This window comes from Psychrobacter sp. 1Y10, assembly GCF_052259005.1.
GTDB classification, from domain to species: domain Bacteria; phylum Pseudomonadota; class Gammaproteobacteria; order Pseudomonadales; family Moraxellaceae; genus Psychrobacter; species Psychrobacter saeujeotis.
Map to the genome: position 1 here is coordinate 147720 of NZ_JBQQES010000008.1, position 18264 is coordinate 165983.

The 18264-nt window shown below is 44.3% G+C and carries 15 protein-coding genes and 2 tRNA genes; 12 read left to right on the forward strand and 5 right to left on the reverse strand.

What is annotated here, in order from left to right:
• The first annotated feature begins 92 nt into the window (after positions 1-92).
• The 6 genes from gltX to ACTXGH_RS11260 all read left to right on the forward strand — a co-directional run bounded on the left by gltX (position 93) and on the right by ACTXGH_RS11260 (position 6355).
• Positions 93-1628, forward strand: a complete 1536-nt coding sequence (gene gltX / locus ACTXGH_RS11235) for a glutamate--tRNA ligase (protein WP_439296523.1) — start codon at positions 93-95, stop codon at positions 1626-1628.
• 280 nt (positions 1629-1908) lie between these two features.
• Positions 1909-1984, forward strand: a tRNA-Ala gene (locus ACTXGH_RS11240).
• A gap of 155 nt (positions 1985-2139) precedes the next feature.
• Positions 2140-2215, forward strand: a tRNA-Glu gene (locus ACTXGH_RS11245).
• A gap of 454 nt (positions 2216-2669) precedes the next feature.
• Positions 2670-3728 carry a hypothetical protein gene (locus ACTXGH_RS11250; protein ID WP_439263010.1) on the forward strand — a complete coding sequence of 353 codons (1059 nt, stop codon included), beginning with the start codon at positions 2670-2672 and terminating at the stop codon, positions 3726-3728.
• 487 nt (positions 3729-4215) lie between these two features.
• Positions 4216-5613, forward strand: a complete 1398-nt coding sequence (locus ACTXGH_RS11255; RefSeq protein WP_439263008.1) for a permease family protein — start codon at positions 4216-4218, stop codon at positions 5611-5613.
• Between the two features lie 88 nt (positions 5614-5701).
• Positions 5702-6355, forward strand: coding sequence for a LysE family translocator (locus tag ACTXGH_RS11260; RefSeq protein ID WP_439263006.1), 654 nt, complete (start codon positions 5702-5704; stop codon positions 6353-6355).
• 120 nt (positions 6356-6475) lie between these two features.
• Here ACTXGH_RS11260 and acnA read toward each other — a convergent pair whose 3' ends face one another.
• Both acnA and ACTXGH_RS11270 read right to left on the reverse strand, forming a co-directional pair.
• Entirely contained in the window at positions 6476-9283 is a 2808-nt protein-coding gene (acnA, locus tag ACTXGH_RS11265) for an aconitate hydratase AcnA (RefSeq protein WP_439296454.1), read from the reverse strand.
• A gap of 304 nt (positions 9284-9587) precedes the next feature.
• A complete protein-coding gene (locus ACTXGH_RS11270) occupies positions 9588-10625 on the reverse strand; it encodes a DUF3025 domain-containing protein (protein ID WP_439296453.1) in 1038 nt (345 codons plus the stop codon).
• A gap of 114 nt (positions 10626-10739) precedes the next feature.
• Between ACTXGH_RS11270 and ACTXGH_RS11275 the strand changes: the two genes are divergently transcribed.
• Positions 10740-11456, forward strand: a complete 717-nt coding sequence (locus tag ACTXGH_RS11275; protein WP_439296452.1) for a metal-dependent hydrolase — start codon at positions 10740-10742, stop codon at positions 11454-11456.
• Between the two features lie 59 nt (positions 11457-11515).
• Positions 11516-12076, forward strand: a complete 561-nt coding sequence (locus tag ACTXGH_RS11280) for a YchJ family protein (RefSeq protein ID WP_439296451.1) — start codon at positions 11516-11518, stop codon at positions 12074-12076.
• A 15-nt stretch (positions 12077-12091) separates the two neighbouring features.
• Here the strand turns inward: ACTXGH_RS11280 and ACTXGH_RS11285 are convergent, their stop codons facing one another.
• The 3 genes from ACTXGH_RS11285 to ACTXGH_RS11295 are packed head-to-tail and all read right to left on the reverse strand — an operon-like array spanning position 12092 to position 14559.
• Entirely contained in the window at positions 12092-13000 is a 909-nt protein-coding gene (locus ACTXGH_RS11285) for a class II glutamine amidotransferase (protein ID WP_439262996.1), read from the reverse strand.
• A complete protein-coding gene (locus ACTXGH_RS11290) occupies positions 13001-13345 on the reverse strand; it encodes a putative signal transducing protein (protein WP_439296450.1) in 345 nt (114 codons plus the stop codon).
• 41 nt (positions 13346-13386) lie between these two features.
• Positions 13387-14559: a homoserine kinase gene (locus ACTXGH_RS11295; protein WP_439262992.1), complete on the reverse strand. Its 1173-nt coding sequence runs from the start codon at positions 14557-14559 to the stop codon at positions 13387-13389.
• A gap of 186 nt (positions 14560-14745) precedes the next feature.
• Between ACTXGH_RS11295 and hisF the strand changes: the two genes are divergently transcribed.
• From hisF to thiL, 4 genes are all read left to right on the forward strand, one after another.
• A complete protein-coding gene (gene hisF / locus ACTXGH_RS11300) occupies positions 14746-15528 on the forward strand; it encodes an imidazole glycerol phosphate synthase subunit HisF (protein ID WP_439296449.1) in 783 nt (260 codons plus the stop codon).
• A gap of 114 nt (positions 15529-15642) precedes the next feature.
• Positions 15643-16164, forward strand: coding sequence for a 6,7-dimethyl-8-ribityllumazine synthase (ribH, locus tag ACTXGH_RS11305; protein WP_299221247.1), 522 nt, complete (start codon positions 15643-15645; stop codon positions 16162-16164).
• A 206-nt stretch (positions 16165-16370) separates the two neighbouring features.
• Positions 16371-17234 carry a transcription antitermination factor NusB gene (gene nusB / locus ACTXGH_RS11310; RefSeq protein ID WP_439262988.1) on the forward strand — a complete coding sequence of 288 codons (864 nt, stop codon included), beginning with the start codon at positions 16371-16373 and terminating at the stop codon, positions 17232-17234.
• A 2-nt stretch (positions 17235-17236) separates the two neighbouring features.
• Positions 17237-18262: a thiamine-phosphate kinase gene (gene thiL, locus ACTXGH_RS11315; RefSeq protein ID WP_439296448.1), complete on the forward strand. Its 1026-nt coding sequence runs from the start codon at positions 17237-17239 to the stop codon at positions 18260-18262.
• Positions 18263-18264: the final 2 nt, after the last annotated feature.

Below are 18264 nucleotides of genomic sequence, written 5' to 3' on the forward strand. Positions count from 1 at the left end.
TTTTTCTACTTTAACGTCTATTCATTCGTATTTCTTACTCACGCGTACTTTTGATTGTCACTTTTCATCATAAATAACTTTTTGAGAACTTTATCATGCAAACCTCTACCCAAACCACTGTTAACGGCACGCGTCCTGTCCGTACTCGTATTGCACCATCACCGACTGGCTTTCCTCATGTCGGCACCGCTTATATTGCGCTATTTAACTTAGCCTTTGCTAAAGCCAATGGTGGTGAATTTATCTTACGTATTGAAGATACTGACCAAACCCGCTCAACTGAGCAGTCTGAACAAATGATTTTGGATGCACTGCGTTGGGTCGGTCTGGACTGGAGCGAGGGGCCAGATATTGGTGGTCCACATGCCCCCTATCGTCAGAGCGAGCGCAGCGATATTTATAAAGAACATGCCGAAAAATTATTGGATAACAATCATGCATTTCGCTGTTTTTGTACTAGCGAGGAGCTAGATACCATGCGCGCTGAGCAAATGGCCAATGGCGAGACCCCGCGTTACGACGGTCGCTGTGCTCATCTTGCGCCAGAGAAAACCGAGCAATTGGTTGCTGAAGGCAAGCCGCATGTGATTCGTATGCGCGTACCAACCGAAGGCGTCTGCCGCGTTGAGGACATGCTACGCGGTACTGTTGAGATTCCTTGGGAGCAAGTAGACATGCAGGTCTTACTAAAAACCGACGGCATGCCAACTTACCATCTTGCCAACGTCGTTGATGACCACTTAATGGACATCAGTCACGTCATGCGCGGCGAAGAATGGCTAAACTCAGCACCCAAACATCAGCTGCTTTATGAGTATTTTGGCTGGGAGATGCCGACCCTTTGCCACATGCCATTACTGCGTAACCCGGACAAATCAAAACTGTCGAAACGTAAAAACCCAACCTCGATTACCTACTATCGTGATGCTGGCGTACTACCTGAAGCGCTGCTCAACTATCTAGGCCGTATGGGCTACTCAACGCCTGACGAAGCTGAAAAATTCACCTTAGATGAGATGATTGCCAGCTTTGATATCCAGCGTGTGTCACTTGGCGGGCCTATCTTCGATATCGAAAAGCTTAATTGGTTAAATAGCGAATGGCTACGCGCGCTCACACCTGAAGAGCTAAAAAATAAAATTCTTGACTGGGCCAGTGACAGCGACAAGCTGACTGCTATCGCAGCGGCGATTCAGCCGCGTATTGAGCTATTGTCTGATGCGGTCAATTGGGGTGGCTTTTATTTCCAGAACTTACCTGATATCAACGCGGAAAGCTTTACGCATAAGTCGCTTGCGCCTGAGCAAATCATCGAGATGCTACAGCTGGCACTTTGGCAGTTAGAAACCTTGCCAACATGGTCGGAAGAAAATATTTATGCCACGCTAAAAGGTCTCGCTGCTCATCTCGATATTAAGATGCGCGACTTTATGGCGCCGTTCTTTATCGCTATCGCGGGTAGCACCTCATCGACGCCCGTCATGAACTCTATGGCGATTATCGGCGCTGATATGACCCTAACTCGCTTGCGTCATGCTGTTGATGTACTAGGTGGCCTCGGTAAAAAGAAACTGAAGAAACTTGAAAAACAAGCGGCAGAGTTGCCGGACTTTTTAGCTGCTAAGTAGTTTTTAACTATCATTTAACAAACCTGCTGAGTAACGACATAGCTAGTGAATAAAAGCCGGGGTCAGATCATATTGAGCTGACCCCTTCTGACGTTTTAGTAGTGCATAGGAGGAAGTTCTGAATTTTAATGCATGTTATTAAGCAAAGTTTGCGTTATTTTGGTCTGAATTAGTAGAGAAAATAGCTATAAACACTTTTTTTTATATATTTACGAATTATTTTTAAAATAGCAGTTGACAAGACAGCTGCTCTTACCTAAAATACGCACACTCTTAGCGAGGGGCTATAGCTCAGTTGGTAGAGCACTTGCATGGCATGCAAGGGGTCAACGGTTCGACTCCGTTTAGCTCCACCATACTATTTATAGCAACGCTCAGTACGACTGAAACGTAACCATAAATACTCGCTAGTAGGACGATATCAGCACCTAGGCAATGCTTGTTCTATTAATAGATAAGCACTCTGATATTGTGAAGTACCGTTGTAACCATAGGTTATAACACTCTATGCGTCCCCATCGTCTAGAGGCCTAGGACACCGCCCTTTCACGGCGGTAACGGGGGTTCGAATCCCCCTGGGGACGCCACTATTCGGCGTCAATTATTAGCACTTTTACAGACTTGTATTAGATTAGACTAATAATCGCACCACTAAAAAGCCCATTCACAATTCATTGTGAATGGGCTTTTTTATGCCTGTTTATCTACAAGTACGATAGAGACACAAACTTGCTATCACATCTGATAATTTTCGAATTCTTATATGAAAAAACCTAAAAGTAATAAATTTTAACTTTACAATCAATAGTTTAACTATTTTAACGACAAAGCCACACAAGCTTACAATTAGCGGATTTGGTGACACAAAATAACACCCTTATACACAAAGTCAGTGTTTCTCTACTTAACGCTATTATGAATATATTTCTCTATTAATTATGATTGCCTTGTACCTAGTGAAGACTTGTATAAGCTTCTTTATAGAAATCAACAATAATGATATGCAAATTAGCGTTAAATAATATGTGATAAGGAATTGTTATGTTACCTACCTATACGCCTCAACGTCGCCCTTCATGGCGCGGCGTGCTAGCAGGTCTTATTATGGGACTGCTCGTAGTCATGGCGATGATTGCCATCGCTTTAATCCTAAGCTCATTTATACCGTTTGACTTAAAAGGTACTAGTATTGCTGCTGGTATCTATGCTGCTATTACTGCCTTAGTCAGTGCTTATGTTGCAGGCTATTTTGCTATCAAATACTCTGCACCCGAAGCCTTGTTTGGTGATGGTACAGATGTCGACCAAAAAGACGCTACGTTGACTGGTATGTTGACTGCTGCTTTAATTGTATTGGTAACCACGTTTTTCACTTTTAGTAGTGCAACTGGCATCCTAGCGACGGCTGGTAATGCTGTTGGTGGTACGGTTAGTACAGTAGCAAAAACTGCAGGTGGCGTAGCAGCGGCTGGTACATCAGCGGCAAGTACAGCAGCCATCACTGCACCTGATAGTACTGTTACGCAGGTTCAGCAAAAAGCGCAAGAAGTTTACCAAACCGTATCTGGTAACATCAGCAAAGCAGATATCAGCGCTATGGTAGCCAAGAATACTCAAGATTTAAACGATCAACAAATCCAAGCGACGACTAATGTATTGGATGAGATGATTAACGAAACCAAAACTGACGTTACTGATATGGACTTCACCAGTATCGACACATGGCGCAATATTGATGAGTATGCAAAACAACGCATGGCGTCTATTGAGCAGACATTAAAAGGTCCTGAGCTAATCAACCGCTTACAGCAAGAAGGATTGAGCGAAGCGCAAGCGACTGAAGTACGTTCAGAAGTAGTACAGTCATTTAATGAGTATAAAACACAAACTGAGCAATATATCGCGCAAGCCCAACAAACCGTTGATCAAAACTTACAACAAGCTGAAGACGTTGCTCGTAAAGCTGCCTTGTATAGTGGTCTATTTTGGTTAATCAGCACTATTTTAACTTTCATCGCTGCTACTATGGGTGCCAAAAGCGCTGCTACTAAGCATCGTTTAGATAAGCCTATCGTTACTTGGGGTGACAATGTTAGATAAGCTGTTAGGAAGAATAAGGAAGTTGTAAAATACTTATTTCTGATAGAGCTTATTAATAGTTATTAGTTATAGAAAAAAGCCCAGTTACAATATATTGTAACTGGGCTTTTTTTGTCTGCTTAATTGTTCCCAGTTTATCATTTAATATATAACCTTTGACTGGTCACGATAGTGGGGTACACTTTAACTAATCCAATTTACACTGGTTTTTTCCTTACAAGCATCGTTGCTTTAATTATTTCAACCACGTATTATGTTTTTCGAAAAATACCCAAAAGTCATTTAACAATTGATTTTATTGAATAATTTTAATAAAGCCATAATCAATCTTCGAATAAGAATTCTTATCTTTAAAAGGTCTAGCCAAACAGTACTTATAATTGGCCAATATTCTTCAAAGAGATTCTTCCTTATTTCAATAAAAAATTCTAACCAATTTAAATTAAAGCTAGCTCCATAAAAAACTCACTTAAAAGGATTTAAGACGATGGCTATCGTTCGCAAGCACGGTGAAGAACAGCCTTATTGGCCTGCTGGCCCCTTCAAAATACGCCTGCCCTTTATACACTACCGCTGGGAGATCCCTGAAATGCTTCAGGGATTATTCATGTTTATGGTTAGCCTTGCCATGATCCCACTGCTGGAACAGTATCTAGGCATGCCGTACGATGCAGCACTAGCATTTTGTGTGATTGCTGGCCTCATGTATCTACTGCCTTCCTTACTTGGCGTGCCGCTTGTGCCCGGCTGGATTACCCCAGCTATTCCCATTGTCATTTTATATTTGCAAGCTTTTGAGCCAGGACCGCAAGCGGTACAAGCAATGTTTGTGCTGCAATTAGAAGTATTTTTGATATTTATCTTCTTTGGTATCACTGGACTGAGTAATCGTATAGTAGGTTTTATCCCTAATTCCTTAAAAGCCGGGGTCATTATTGGCGCGGGTATCGCCGCCTTGATGGGAGAGATACAAGTAGGTGGCCGCGTAGAAGCCACACCGATCTCGTTGATCATTGGCGCTATTATCTCCGGTTACGTGCTATTCTCAGTCTCTTTTAAATATATGGTTCAATACAGCCGTTTCGCAAAAGTGGTTGCCAACCTAGGTATGATCTCAGGTATGTTCGTGGCGATGATTATTGGCTGGGTTATCGGTGAGTATCCGCTACCTGATATTGAATGGGGTATTACTCAGCCTAACTTTGGCGCGATGACTGACTTTCTGATTTTTAATGTCGGCCTGCCTGATATCAGTGTTTTCTTACTTGCCTTCCCGACCGCGATGATCGCTTATGTAATTGCTTTTGGTGATATTTTGGTCGGTCAAGCGCTCAGTGAGCGTGTCGATGAAATCCGTCCTGATGAAAAAATTGAGACCAATATCACGCGTATCCATATCGTCACGGGTATTCGTAACGGTGTGCTGGCCTTTTTTGCCCCATGGCCGGGGCTAGCAGGACCTATTTGGACTGCAGCTCATGCTACCCTTGCTGAGCGTTATGCGCTTGGACGTAAAGCCATGGACTCGATCTATAGCGGCGGTGGCACCTTTTGGTGGACAGGCCTTGCCGCTATATTTATATTACCGCTGGTCACGCTCTTTAGACCGGTACTCCCCATTGCGCTGTCACTAACGCTACTATTAACTGCCTATATTTGTATCATGGTAGGTATAGAGCAGCTAAAAACCTCAGCTGAGCGCGGGGTTGCTGGTATTGTAGCAGTAACTTTGGCCATGCCAGCGGCGCAGTCAACTGTTTATGCTATTGCCATTGGTATCGTGCTCTATATCTTGATCGAAAGACCAAATGCTAGACAGCGCAAAGAGATGCAAGCAAATTCTCTGTCAGACAGTAAAATTGACTCTGTTGATAAAGACTATTGATAAAATGCTTTGATTAAGCGGATATCAGAAGAGCATTTTTGTTCTTCTGATACCCGCTTTTTTATGATGTTTAAAAGGTATGTTGACTATGTTTGGTATTGAAAACTATCTGGGCTTTATCTTGGCAGCTATTTTACTAAACCTGACACCTGGCACAGATAGCATGTATATCATTACGCGTAGTGTCTCACAAGGGAACAAAGCCGGTCTCTATTCTGTACTGGGCATTGTCACTGGAATACTAGTACACACGGTATTGGCGGCATTAGGACTATCAATCATTTTAGCCAACTCTCCACTAGCATTTACTATCGTTAAATATATTGGTGCCAGCTACCTATGCTATTTAGGGTTTAAAATGCTAACCAGTAAATCGAAATCTATCCTATCAGACAGTTTGCCCAATAACGGAAAACTTGTACAAGCTGAGTCTTTGAATTATAGGCGAATCTATAAGCAAGGCGTATTGACCAATACTTTTAACCCTAAAGTGGCTTTGTTCTTTTTAGCTTTCTTTCCTCAGTTTGTCGATTCTAATTACGCTCATGGCATGTTGTCCTTTTTAATTTTAGGGCTTACTTTTGCCGTAACTGGCCTAATATGGTGCACGTGTTTGGCATTATTGGCGTCACAGTTTAGTAAAAGCCTGAGAGAAAACCCAACAACTGAATCTATTTTGAATAAAATAAGTGGTGTGGTGTTTATTGGCTTAGGTATTAAGCTGTTGACTGAGAAGGGTTGAGAAAACTGCTATAAATGTCCAAATAAGCTACTTTTTATAAAATCTACCTACTCATAAAAAAAGCCCAGTCCCCTACATTAAGGAGACTGGGCTTTATATTATTCTAACTCTAATCAATCACTACGCAGCTTCTTTACTCTCAGCAGCTAGCTGACGCAGCACATAGTGCAATACGCCGCCATGACGCACGTATTCGCGCTCTTTCGGCGTCTGTAAACCAACGTTAACTTCAAAGACTTCCTCTGAGCCATCGGCACGAGTAGCAGTGACTTTGGCAGTTTTGCTCTCGCCATTGTCAAGCCCTGTGATACTAATGACTTCTGAACCATCGAGGTTATAAGTGCTTGCATTCTCACCATCTTTAAAGGTCAATGGCAACACGCCCATGCCCACTAAGTTTGAACGGTGAATACGCTCGAACGAAGTCGTCAGTACTGCTTTTACACCAAGCAAAATCGTACCTTTCGCTGCCCAGTCACGGCTAGATCCAGAACCGTACTCTGCACCGCCAAGTACTACTAGCGGACGCTTATCTTCTTTATACTTCATTGCCGCGTCATAGATGGCCATTTCTTGACCGTCTTGTAGCGTGGCTTTGTCGTCTTTGAAGTAATACGTATAACCACCCTCTTTGCCATCCATCATGCTGTTTTTGATACGGATGTTGGCGAATGTACCGCGAGTCATGACCGCGTCGTTACCACGGCGTGAGCCATAGCTATTAAAGTCGGCTTCCATGACACCACGCTCTTGCAAGTATTTACCAGCAGGTGATTCGGCATCGATATTACCAGCCGGTGAGATATGGTCAGTGGTGATTGAATCACCAAATAGACCTAGGATACGTGCGCCTTCGATATCTAGGATACCTTCTGGCTCCATGGTCATACCATCAAAGAACGGTGGGTTCTTAATGTAAGTAGACTCTTCGCTCCATGGATACAGTTGGCTATCCGCCGAGCTAATAGCGTTCCATGCTGCACTACCGTCAAATACTTCACCGTAGTTTTTGCGGAACATTTCAGCATCGATATTATTGGCAATCAGCTCGTTGATCTCTTCCGAAGTTGGCCAGATGTCTTTTAAGAAGACATCATTACCTTCTAAATCTTGGCCTAGTGGATGAGTCGTCAAGTCAATATCGACCGTACCTGCTAACGCATAAGCGACAACTAATGGTGGTGAAGCCAAGTAGCTGGCTTTTACATGTGAGTGAATACGACCTTCAAAGTTACGGTTACCTGATAGGACGGCTGCGGCAACCAAATCACTTTCTTCGATAGCCTCTTCAATCGCATCTAACAGCGGTCCTGAGTTACCGATACAAGTAGTACAACCATAACCGACCAGATAGAAACCTACTTTTTCAAGTTCATCCATTAGCTGAGACTTTTCGAGATAATCAGTCACAACTTTTGAGCCTGGTGCAAGAGAGGTTTTGACCCATGGCTTAGCTGTCAACCCTCTAGCCGCTGCTTTTTTGGCAACTAGGCCTGCACCAATCATAACGGCAGGGTTTGAAGTATTGGTACAAGAGGTAATAGCCGCGATCACGACAGAACCATCACGCAGTCTATATTCTTCGTCTTCGATTGTAATCTTACAAGAGGTACTGCCTTCAGCGCAGAAAGGCTTAGGTTTGGCTGCTAATTTTTTAGCTTGCTCTTGCTTACCGCCTTCTTCATCAAAACGCACCTTGGCTTCGACTTCAGCTTTACGACCTTTAGTCATCTCTAGTAAAGTCTCGCCAAACTTTTCATGCATATCAGATAGATTGATACGCTGCTGCGGTAGGTTAGGACCCGCAAGAGCTGGTTGGACAGTACTGAGATCTAGATACAAATTGCTTGAATAGGTTGCCGCTTTAGTATCGGCATCATGCCACATGCCTTGCGCTTTGGCGTACTTTTCAACCAATTCAATTTGTGCTTCGTCACGACCTGATAGACGTAAATAATCAATCGCCATTTGGTCAACTGGGAAAATACCGCATGTGGCGCCATATTCTGGAGACATGTTGGCTATCGTCGCTCGATCAGCAAGCGGCATTTGATGTAAGCCTTCACCGTAAAACTCGACGAACTTACCAACTACGCCATGTTTACGCAACATCTCAACCACACGTAATACTAAGTCAGTTGCCGTAACGCCTTCAGACAGCTCACCTGTCATCTCAAACCCAACGACTTGTGGAATCAGCATTGAAGAGGGCTGACCTAGCATCGCCGCTTCCGCTTCAATACCACCGACACCCCAACCAAGCACACCAATACCATTAATCATTGTGGTATGACTATCGGTACCAAACACGGTATCAGGGTAAGCAGTCAACTCACCATCAACTTCCGCTGCCATGACGACGCGCGCAAGATATTCTAAGTTAACTTGGTGCACGATACCGGTCGCTGGAGGTACGACGACAAAGTTTTTAAAAGCACTTTTACCCCAATGCAAGAATTCATAACGCTCATTATTGCGCTTAAATTCGATTTTTTCGTTCAAATCAAGCGAGTCTTCACGGCCATACACATCGACTTGCACCGAGTGGTCAACGACGAGCTCACTGGGAATAAATGGATTAATTTGCTCAGCTTTACCGCCAAGCTCGACTACCGCATCACGCATCGCTGCTAGATCGACGACCGATGGTACACCGGTGAAGTCTTGCAGTACTACACGTGCTGGCATAAAGGCGATCTCTTTTGAGGCCTCTGCTGCTGCATCCCAGTTGGCGACTGCCTCAATATGGTTTTTACCGACAGACTGGCCGCCATCTTCGTTACGCAGCAGGTTCTCTAGTACTACTTTCATACAGTATGGTAGCGTATTAATATTATCGTAAGTCTCAGCAAGTTTGGGCAAGCTGTAGTAGGCATGCTCTTTGCCATCGACTGAAATAGTGTCTTTTACGTTAAAGATATCGCTCATGGTAGCTTCCTTATCGTTGTTATAAATCCTGAACATAAATTATCATGAACTTATGCTTGTGACTGGTGGCTAAATAGCTTATTGATTGTTTTGATGAAAAATAGTGCAATGTAAAGTAATAAAACAATTAGGTATAAGTTTCAATTAAACCTAAACATAACTTCGTATTTAGAATTTAATATTCACCTGTTTTTACCATAACAAATATTCAAGACTTTGTTAACGCTTAGACGTAGTCAAATCGTGGCACAATCGTAACCGTCGCCAGGCTCTAACAGTATGATTGTAATTAACTTTATATATCTTAGCTTTTACCCTGTTTACGGCGACCGCTCCTAAACACATAAGCGTCCTTATAAAAGTCAGCATCTGCATTCTTCGCCCAAAAATGCGGTACGCCTAAAATAGGCAATGGCGATAAATGACGCGGTGTGACCTCATTGCATGATAGCAACTCGTTCATATAATCAGCGACTCTATCATCTAAATACTGCAGACGCTCAGATAATGATAAGGCAAAGAAATCTTGGCTGACGTTGATAATCACACTATGCGCGCATAAAGGCTTGCGCGGTGCTATCAATTGCTCAAGCAGGGCATGACCAAAGATATAAACCGCCGCTTGCGCCTTTGGACTAGGACTTATAGGGTCATCCCATTGCCTACGCGGCTGTACCAAACTGCCCTGCCAATCAAAGTCAATCAATGCCTCGCCAATACTAGGGTCAGCTGTGACTAGCACCGCACCATTTTCATCAAAGACAGTGATGGTATCGCGGACGCGGCCTCGACTGGCACTGACCCCTTGCTGTTCAATCTCAAGCATATGATAGTGGTTTAGCAGGGCTTTGGTCTTGGGAAAGGTCAGCCAAATACTACCGTTAAATAAGTCATGTAAGTTATCACGCGTCGGAATATTGCCAGTCATGGCGATGAAACTCTCGTAAGCCTCGCCTTCTGGTAGCGCATCCTGTGAGACAAAACTCAAAGTATGCGCTCGCTGATTTTTAATGGGTTTAGTGGTCGGTAATGGCCTTTGCGCAGTTTCGCTTTGCTTCTTTGAGGCAGTGTTAAGTATACCTGCGACAATATCTATAGACTTGTCATTGATTATCGAAACCTCTGCCTGCTGAGGTGAATGACTTAGCTCATTTATACTTTTACTAATGTCGTTCAATTGACTTAAATGACTAAGCCACGGGGCTTGCCAGTCAATCTGAGCAAAGCTGTCATCAAGCTTACTGGTAAATATAACGGACTCATGGGCAGACGAACCATTTACCAAAGGTTGGTCAAAAAGAGCATCAGCACGATGCAGATGTGGCAAATTACTAGCGGTCATATTGACGATCTCTATTAGGCGGCTGGCGGCTCTATGGTATCATGGTGCGCTTTTTTACGGCTAGACAAGCAGCTCGAAACGATGTTTTCGCGCGCTATTTATTAATGAGTTTTTATGGCAAATTTTAACACCCACTTAAATGTTGCATTTATGGTCAGTGGCACGCTGAGTTTGGCAGTCTATAAAGCTGGATTGGTTGGCGACTCAGGTTTTTTGATGTGTGTGACGCTCGGCACCATCGGCGGGCTATTGCCTGATTTGGACTCTGATCACTCAACCCCGATCAAGCTTGGGTTTAATATCATCTCTTTTGTCTTTGCCTTTGGTTTGGTGATGCATTGGCGCAGTGAGCTAAGTTTACTTGCCCTGATGGCGTTATGGCTGGCAGGCTATGGTTTTATGCGTTATGTGGTATTTCATATTTTTACCAATATGACGGTGCACCGCGGTGTCATCCATTCTGTCCCTTATATGGCGATAATGGGACTTGGGATGACTTGTCTGAGCTATTATGGATTACAGATGCCGCTGACCGCCAGCTGGTTTTATGGGCTGTTTTTATTCGGCGGTGCAATGGTGCATTTGACACTGGATGAGCTGTATAGCGTCAATTTATCAAATATGAAAATGAAACGCTCATCGGGCACGGCCATGAAGTTTTATCAACACAAAGACAAATGGTGGTATCTGCTACTGTACGCTATTCTTTTGCTCTTGATATATATAGCGCCGCCTTTTGAGATTTTTTGGTCGCGGTTAAGTGACCCATCAGCATGGGCACAGCTAAGAGTTGGTATATTGCCAGAATTAGTAAAAAGTATGCTGCAATAAAGTTATCATAAGACCATTAAGCCTAAACGAATAAGCCTAAACGAAAATTAGAGTAAAACATGCAGACCTCCCTACATCCTTGCCCTTGCCAAACCAATCCAACAGCAGAGACGACAGACGCTCTATTATCCTATCAAGACTGCTGCCAGCCTTATCATGATGCCTTTTATAATGACAACGTTGATAAAGTAGATAGTATAAGAGCGGAGTCAGCGCAGCGTCTGATGCGCACGCGTTATAGCGCTTTTGTGCTCATCAAGCCAGAATATATTGCCAAAACCACCCTGCTCGCGCAGCAAAGCTTGCTTGATATCAAGGCGATTGAGACATGGGCCACCGAGACCGATTGGGCAGGACTAGAAATCGTAGAACACACGCCAAAGCTTGGCAAACGTCATGCGCAGGTCGAGTTTAAAGCATTTTATATTAAGCCAGACGGAGAACAAGCAGCACACCATGAGCTATCTGCTTTTGTAAAGGTAGTAAATGAAACTGCTAAAGAAAAAGACGAACGTTGGTATTTTTTAGATCCAACGGTTGTCATGACGGTGACGCAAAAGCAGCCGTGTATTTGCGGCTCAGGCGAGAAGTTTAAACGCTGTTGTGCACTATATGTTTAACGAATACTGACTGCCTTACACACTCGCCCCAACCGCGCGTGCCACCGCAATGCCTTCGTCAATGGTCAAAAATTTACGCTGACTTGGGCTGTCTTTATAAATAATTTCACCCTCTTGAAATATCAGACATTCGTTGACGGCCAATTGTTGCCATTTTTCATTTTCAGTGAGTGGTACGGTAACTAGTATCGTTACTTTATCCGTATCTGTAGTCACATCACTAAAGTTAATCGCCAAATCGTCATCCGCCAATTTTGCTTCACCAAATGGCGCTTGGCGGGTCAAATAAAATAACAAGCTACCTGCATAAGCCAGTTGCCAGCGTCCGTTGGATATTAGGCAATTAAACAAACCATTGGCGGATAAATAACGGCATTGGGTGGTCAAAAAGTTAAACAGCGTCTTGTCGTCAGGACGGGTCTTAAAAGTGCTTTTTAAGCGATTGACCAGATAGCAAAATGCCATTTCAGAGTCCGTTGAGCCAACAGGCTGGCAGTGTGTGGCGTTACCATTGTCTTGCAGACGCTGGCAGCGCTTGATAAATTCGCTATTCATCTGTCCATTGTGGGCAAATACCCACTGCTCACCCCAGACTTCACGGACGAATGGATGCGTATTCGCTAAGCAATTCTGCCCTTGAGTGGCTTTACGAATATGAGCAATGACGTTCATGGCTTTAATCGGATAATTATTGACCAAATCAGCCACCGGTGACAGATGGCTTGGGCGATTGTCATGAAACAAGCGTAGTCCCGTTGAGTCATTTGCCCCCTCACCATTATTGGTGCAGTCACTACGCTCAAAAAAAGCAATACCAAAACCATCTTCATGGCTATCGGTCATACCGCCGCGGCGACGAAACCCTGCAAAGCTAAAACCGATATCGGTTGGGGTATTACAGTTCATTCCTAGGAGTTGGCACATTTATGATTTACCGCCTTTGTTACTTTGATTGTCTAAACTGTGTTTGTATTCTTGCATGACATTGTCCTGTGTCACTGTTGTAATACCAAGCTCTGCATCGCTCATATTATCCAGTAGCACTTCACCTGCCGTCTCGCTATCGATATTATCTAATATACTCTGTGCGTGCGCCAAATCTTCATCTTGCACCCAAAGCACGATACCAGAATTCATACCCGGAATGGCGCTAAGGGCTTGTAAAGACACAGTAATACCGTTATTACGTAGCAGGTTGGCATGCAGCTCACCTTGGATGTTGGTGTCATAGCGTGCTAGTTTGTGCCAGTTGTCAACTTGATCGGTCATAGGGTTACCTTTGGGGTTAAGACAGAAATCGTTAAAACACTCTATACCAATTGATCGAGCGCATACTCTTTGATGATAACATTACTATTATCGTTTAAAGTAGCACACGCTTGCTCAGCTTGGGTAATATCACTAAATATGCCCTCGACGTGATTATTGCTTTCACCATTTAATAATACAAATACTGTCTCTTGTGCTTTTTCGACATGCGACCAGTGATAAGCGGCCAGACGCTTCATCAAATCAGGGTTTTTGACCATGATATTGTCGCCAGTCCGTCCCTCAGTGCGGTTATAGTAAATGACGTTGAGACGCAGTAGCCAAAAAATCACGGCCGCTTTGGCAAGCATCACTGGCAATGCACGTTTTTCATCTTCGCCAAGCGCACGTTTAGACTCATACCCTTGCAAAAAGGCGTTCATTTTTTGACGATCAAAATTGACCGTTTCGCTTTGCTCAGCGTCACCCCACGTGGTACAAAAATCATTAATGGTAATAGCAATATCCATCACATAATGCTCAACGCTGACCTCAGTAAAATCAAGTAAGCCCGTTAATGTCTCATTATCTTTTTGCAAATTCCACAAAGTATTATCCGCAAACATATCGAGATGACACAAGCCTTTTGGTAAGCTGGTAAGTGGTAAGTTCGAGTAAGCCTGCCAAATATCGCGCATTAATTTGGCTTCATCACCTGGCATAAACTGCATCTCACGGTCGCGTACCTCTCCCCATGGATAAAGTGGCACGCCGTAATCCTGCGCAGGCTGTAGCGCTTGCAGGGTCTCATGCAACATCGCTAACGCTGCACCAATCTCGTGACACATCGCCGGCGTAGTCTGCTTGGGGTGCGCCCCTGCCAAGCATGGTACGATCGTAATAGCTTTATCTTCATAGCGGATGACATAGCGTTTATCATCTTGACTATCGCTAGGCTTTTCGTGACCTTCAAGCAAAGCTAGTGGCGCGGCTACCGGTAACTTGCCCGTTAGCTGATTGAGAATAACGGCCATTTTTTCGATATCTTCTGGTGGTCGCTCCTCAAATAAAGTGAAAACATAGGAGTGCTGACCGTCGTGGTCATCAGTGGTCTGAATAAACCAGTTAGAGTTTTTGATGCCTTGGGTAATAGGTATAGCGCGTTTAAATGACACGCCAAAACTTGAGCAAAAGGCGGCAAATTGATCATCGGTTAACTGGGTATAGACGGACATGACATCTCACTTTTGGCAATAGAATAAAGAAATAAGGTAAATTTAGACGCTAACGACAGCAATTGTACCGCGTATGACAAAACTATGATGAAAAGCGTAATAATCTTGCGAAAACCTGCCTGATATGGCGGTGATTTTGCTAGACTAGCGCTTAAAGAATGAATTGATTATAAGGTGAAAGACCCTATGTTAGCAAAGCGTATCATCCCTTGCTTGGACGTGGACAATGGACGCGTGGTCAAAGGCGTACAGTTTGTCGATATCAAAGACGCAGGTGACCCTGTCGAAGTGGCGCAGCGTTACAATGAACAAGGTGCCGATGAGATTACTTTTTTAGATATTACTGCCACCAGTGATGAACGCGATACCACCTATCATACCGTTGAGCGCATGGCTGAGACGGTGTTTGTGCCCTTAACCGTTGGCGGTGGCGTGCGCAAAATCGCCGATATTCGTAATTTGCTCAACGCGGGCGCGGATAAAGTCGCCATTAACTCAGCAGCCGTATTTACTCCGGAGTTCGTCGGTGAAGCTGCGCAAAAATTTGGCAACCAATGTATCGTCGTCGCTATCGATGCCAAGCGCGTCACGGATATCGAAGTGAATGGCATCATCACACCGCGTTGGGAGATTTTTACTCATGGCGGCCGTAAGCCAACGGGTATTGATGCGGTCGCTTGGGCGAGCAAAATGGCCGATCTTGGCGCAGGCGAATTACTCGTCACCTCGATGGACGGTGACGGTACCAAAAAAGGCTATGATTTGGCGCTGATGCGTGAAATTACCAGCCGCGTTAATGTGCCTGTCATTGCCTCTGGCGGCGTTGGTAATTTAGAACATTTAGCGGAAGGGGTATTACAAGGCGGCGTCGATGCGGTGCTGGCTGCCAGCATTTTTCACTTTGGCGAGTACACTGTACAAGAAGCCAAAGCCTATATGGCAGCACAGGGTATACAGATGCGACTATAATACGTTTGTAAAATACAAATGCCTCTGTAAAAAATGTTATCATAGCGCTAACCACTTATTTTCGTTCATTATTCATATATTTTCATTTACCACCAATTCAGCGAAGGATTTTTTATGTCAAACTTACAGCAGCAGCGCAATGACGTTACCCACATCGATGGTAACTTACACCAAAATGAAAACGCCCGTATCGGTATCGTTGTCGGTCGTTTTAATGGTTTTGTCGTTGAGTCATTAGTCGATGGTGCTATCGATGCCCTACTACGTCATGGTGTATTAGGTAGCAATATTACTGTCATTCGTGTGCCGGGCGCGTTTGAGTTGCCATTGGTTGCCCAGCGTGCTGCTGAGTCTGATCGCTTTGATGCTATTGTTGCGCTAGGCGCAATTATCCGTGGTAGCACGCCGCATTTTGACTTTGTCGCTAGCGAATCAGCCAAAGGTCTTAGCAGCGTTGCGATTGATTATAATATCCCTGTGGCCAATGGCGTGATCACAACCGATAGTATCGAGCAAGCGATTGAGCGCTCTGGCACTAAAGCGGGTAATAAAGGCTCTGAAGCAGCAATGGTGGTGCTTGAGATGTTGGCGGTATTATCACAGCTAGATATCGACGACGACAGCGACGACGCTTAATTCATTTTCAAAATGATTGATTGCTAATTGTATCAATTAGCCTATACATATGATTTTCGGTTATTTTTATTGGAGCGATGGTCATAACTATGGCTCTGATAAAACTGTAGTAAACATTTAAAACTGACTGGTGATATCTGCCTGTCGACCACTATTTAACATCTTATTTTTACCCTTACTATTTTAAAACTAGGTATAAACCCCTTATGACTGACCAACTCAAACGTGCTATTAATGCGGCAAAAACCGAGCAATCCCATACTGAACAAGCTAAAGCAACCGGTATAGCGAGCAGTAGTGCGGGTGATCAAAATTTTGATATGAGTGAGTCTTCTTATAAGACCAGTCATACTGCTGTCCGTAAAGCACGACGTTTTGCTATGCAAGGCCTGTACGAATGGCTGGTGACTGACCGCCGTTTCGATATAGATGGCAAGCTTGGCTGGAAGGACAATGCGCCGCACGATATCGCTGCCCGTACGCGCGCTACTAATGCCATGCATACCGTCCATATTGGCTACTATCATGAAATGATGCGTGATATTCCAGAGCAAATCGAGGCATTGGACGTACTTATCAGTCAGCATCTTGATCGTGACATCAACAAATTAGACACCGTTGAGCACGCTATTTTATTGATTGGAGCTTACGAGCTACAAAACCGCTTAGAGATTCCTTATAAAGTCGTGCTCGATGAAGCCATGAAGCTCAATAATCACTTTGGTGCGACTGACGCCCATAAATTAATTAACGCTGTTCTTGATAAAATGGCAGTTGAGCTACGCGAAGTGGAAGTACAAGCAGATACCAAAGCCAATCTACGCACCTCACAAAAAACGGCTGCTAAACCTGTAGTAAAAACTGATGCGAATATAGATAACACTGCCGATACACGTAGCATTGAAGAAAAACCAACTGCTTCAAATAAGCCACGTATCAGTGCTAATAATACCAACGTCAAACGCAATAGCGCTAGTAAAGCCAGTGCAAACATTAGTGACTTTAAGGCGAGTAAAAAAGATAATGCCAAAAAAGATGATATTACCTCTGATGAAAAAAGCCAAGACTGACCATGAATGAATTTGAGCTAATCGAGCGCATATTTACACAAATGCAAGCAGCACATTCTTTAGCTGATGATGTCGAAAAAGGCATCGGCGATGATGCGTCGGTGATGGCATTACCTGTAGGCGCGCGCTTGGTTAGCTGTATTGACACCTTGGTTCAAGGTCGACACTTTAGTGCCGATTGGGAGAAAATTAACGAGTTGGCGTTTGCCATCGGTTACAAGGCTGTCGCCGTTAACGTCTCAGATATCGCTGCTATGGGGGCAACGCCGCATAGTATTTTGCTGGCGCTAGCACTGCCTGAGCGTTTGGCAACTGAGACTTGGCTCATAAACTTTGCTAAAGGCTTATTTCATGCCTGCCAGCTGTTTGACGTGACCCTTATTGGCGGTGATACCACGCGCAGTGAGAACTTAGTACTCAGCGTTAGCGCACAAGGGTTATTAGCCGCAAGCACGCCAGCAGTCTACCGCTCGGGCGCCCAAGTCGGTGACAAAGTCTATGTCTCAGGCACCCTTGGTGATGCCGCCTACGCTTTACAGCACTCCAACAGCCGCCAAGGTTTAGAGCTGGCTCATCGTTTGCATACGCCTACGCCGCGTATTGCCTTAGGTTCAGCGTTGGCACAGATTGGCGCAACGGCGATGATAGATATCTCAGATGGTCTATATCAAGACCTTGGACATATCTGCAAGCAGAGCGCTGTTGGTATGCGCATTGATTTGGAGCAGCTGCCGACTAGCCAACCCCTAGCAAGCGTTGATTTAGCTGAACGCTTATTATGTCAGCTGACAGGTGGCGATGATTATGAATTGGCGTTTACCTTACCTGCTCATATTGAGCCGCCTACTATTAACAGCAGTAACACGCCAGTCACCTGTATTGGTGAAGTGATAGCCGTAAACGAGGCAGATATTGTAGATAGTTTACGGCCAAAGCTTTTGTATCAGGGCCAACCAGTAACGCCTACGAACCCTACCCCCTTTGCCACTTGGCCTACTCTTACTGGTTACCAACATTTTGCAGGTTAATC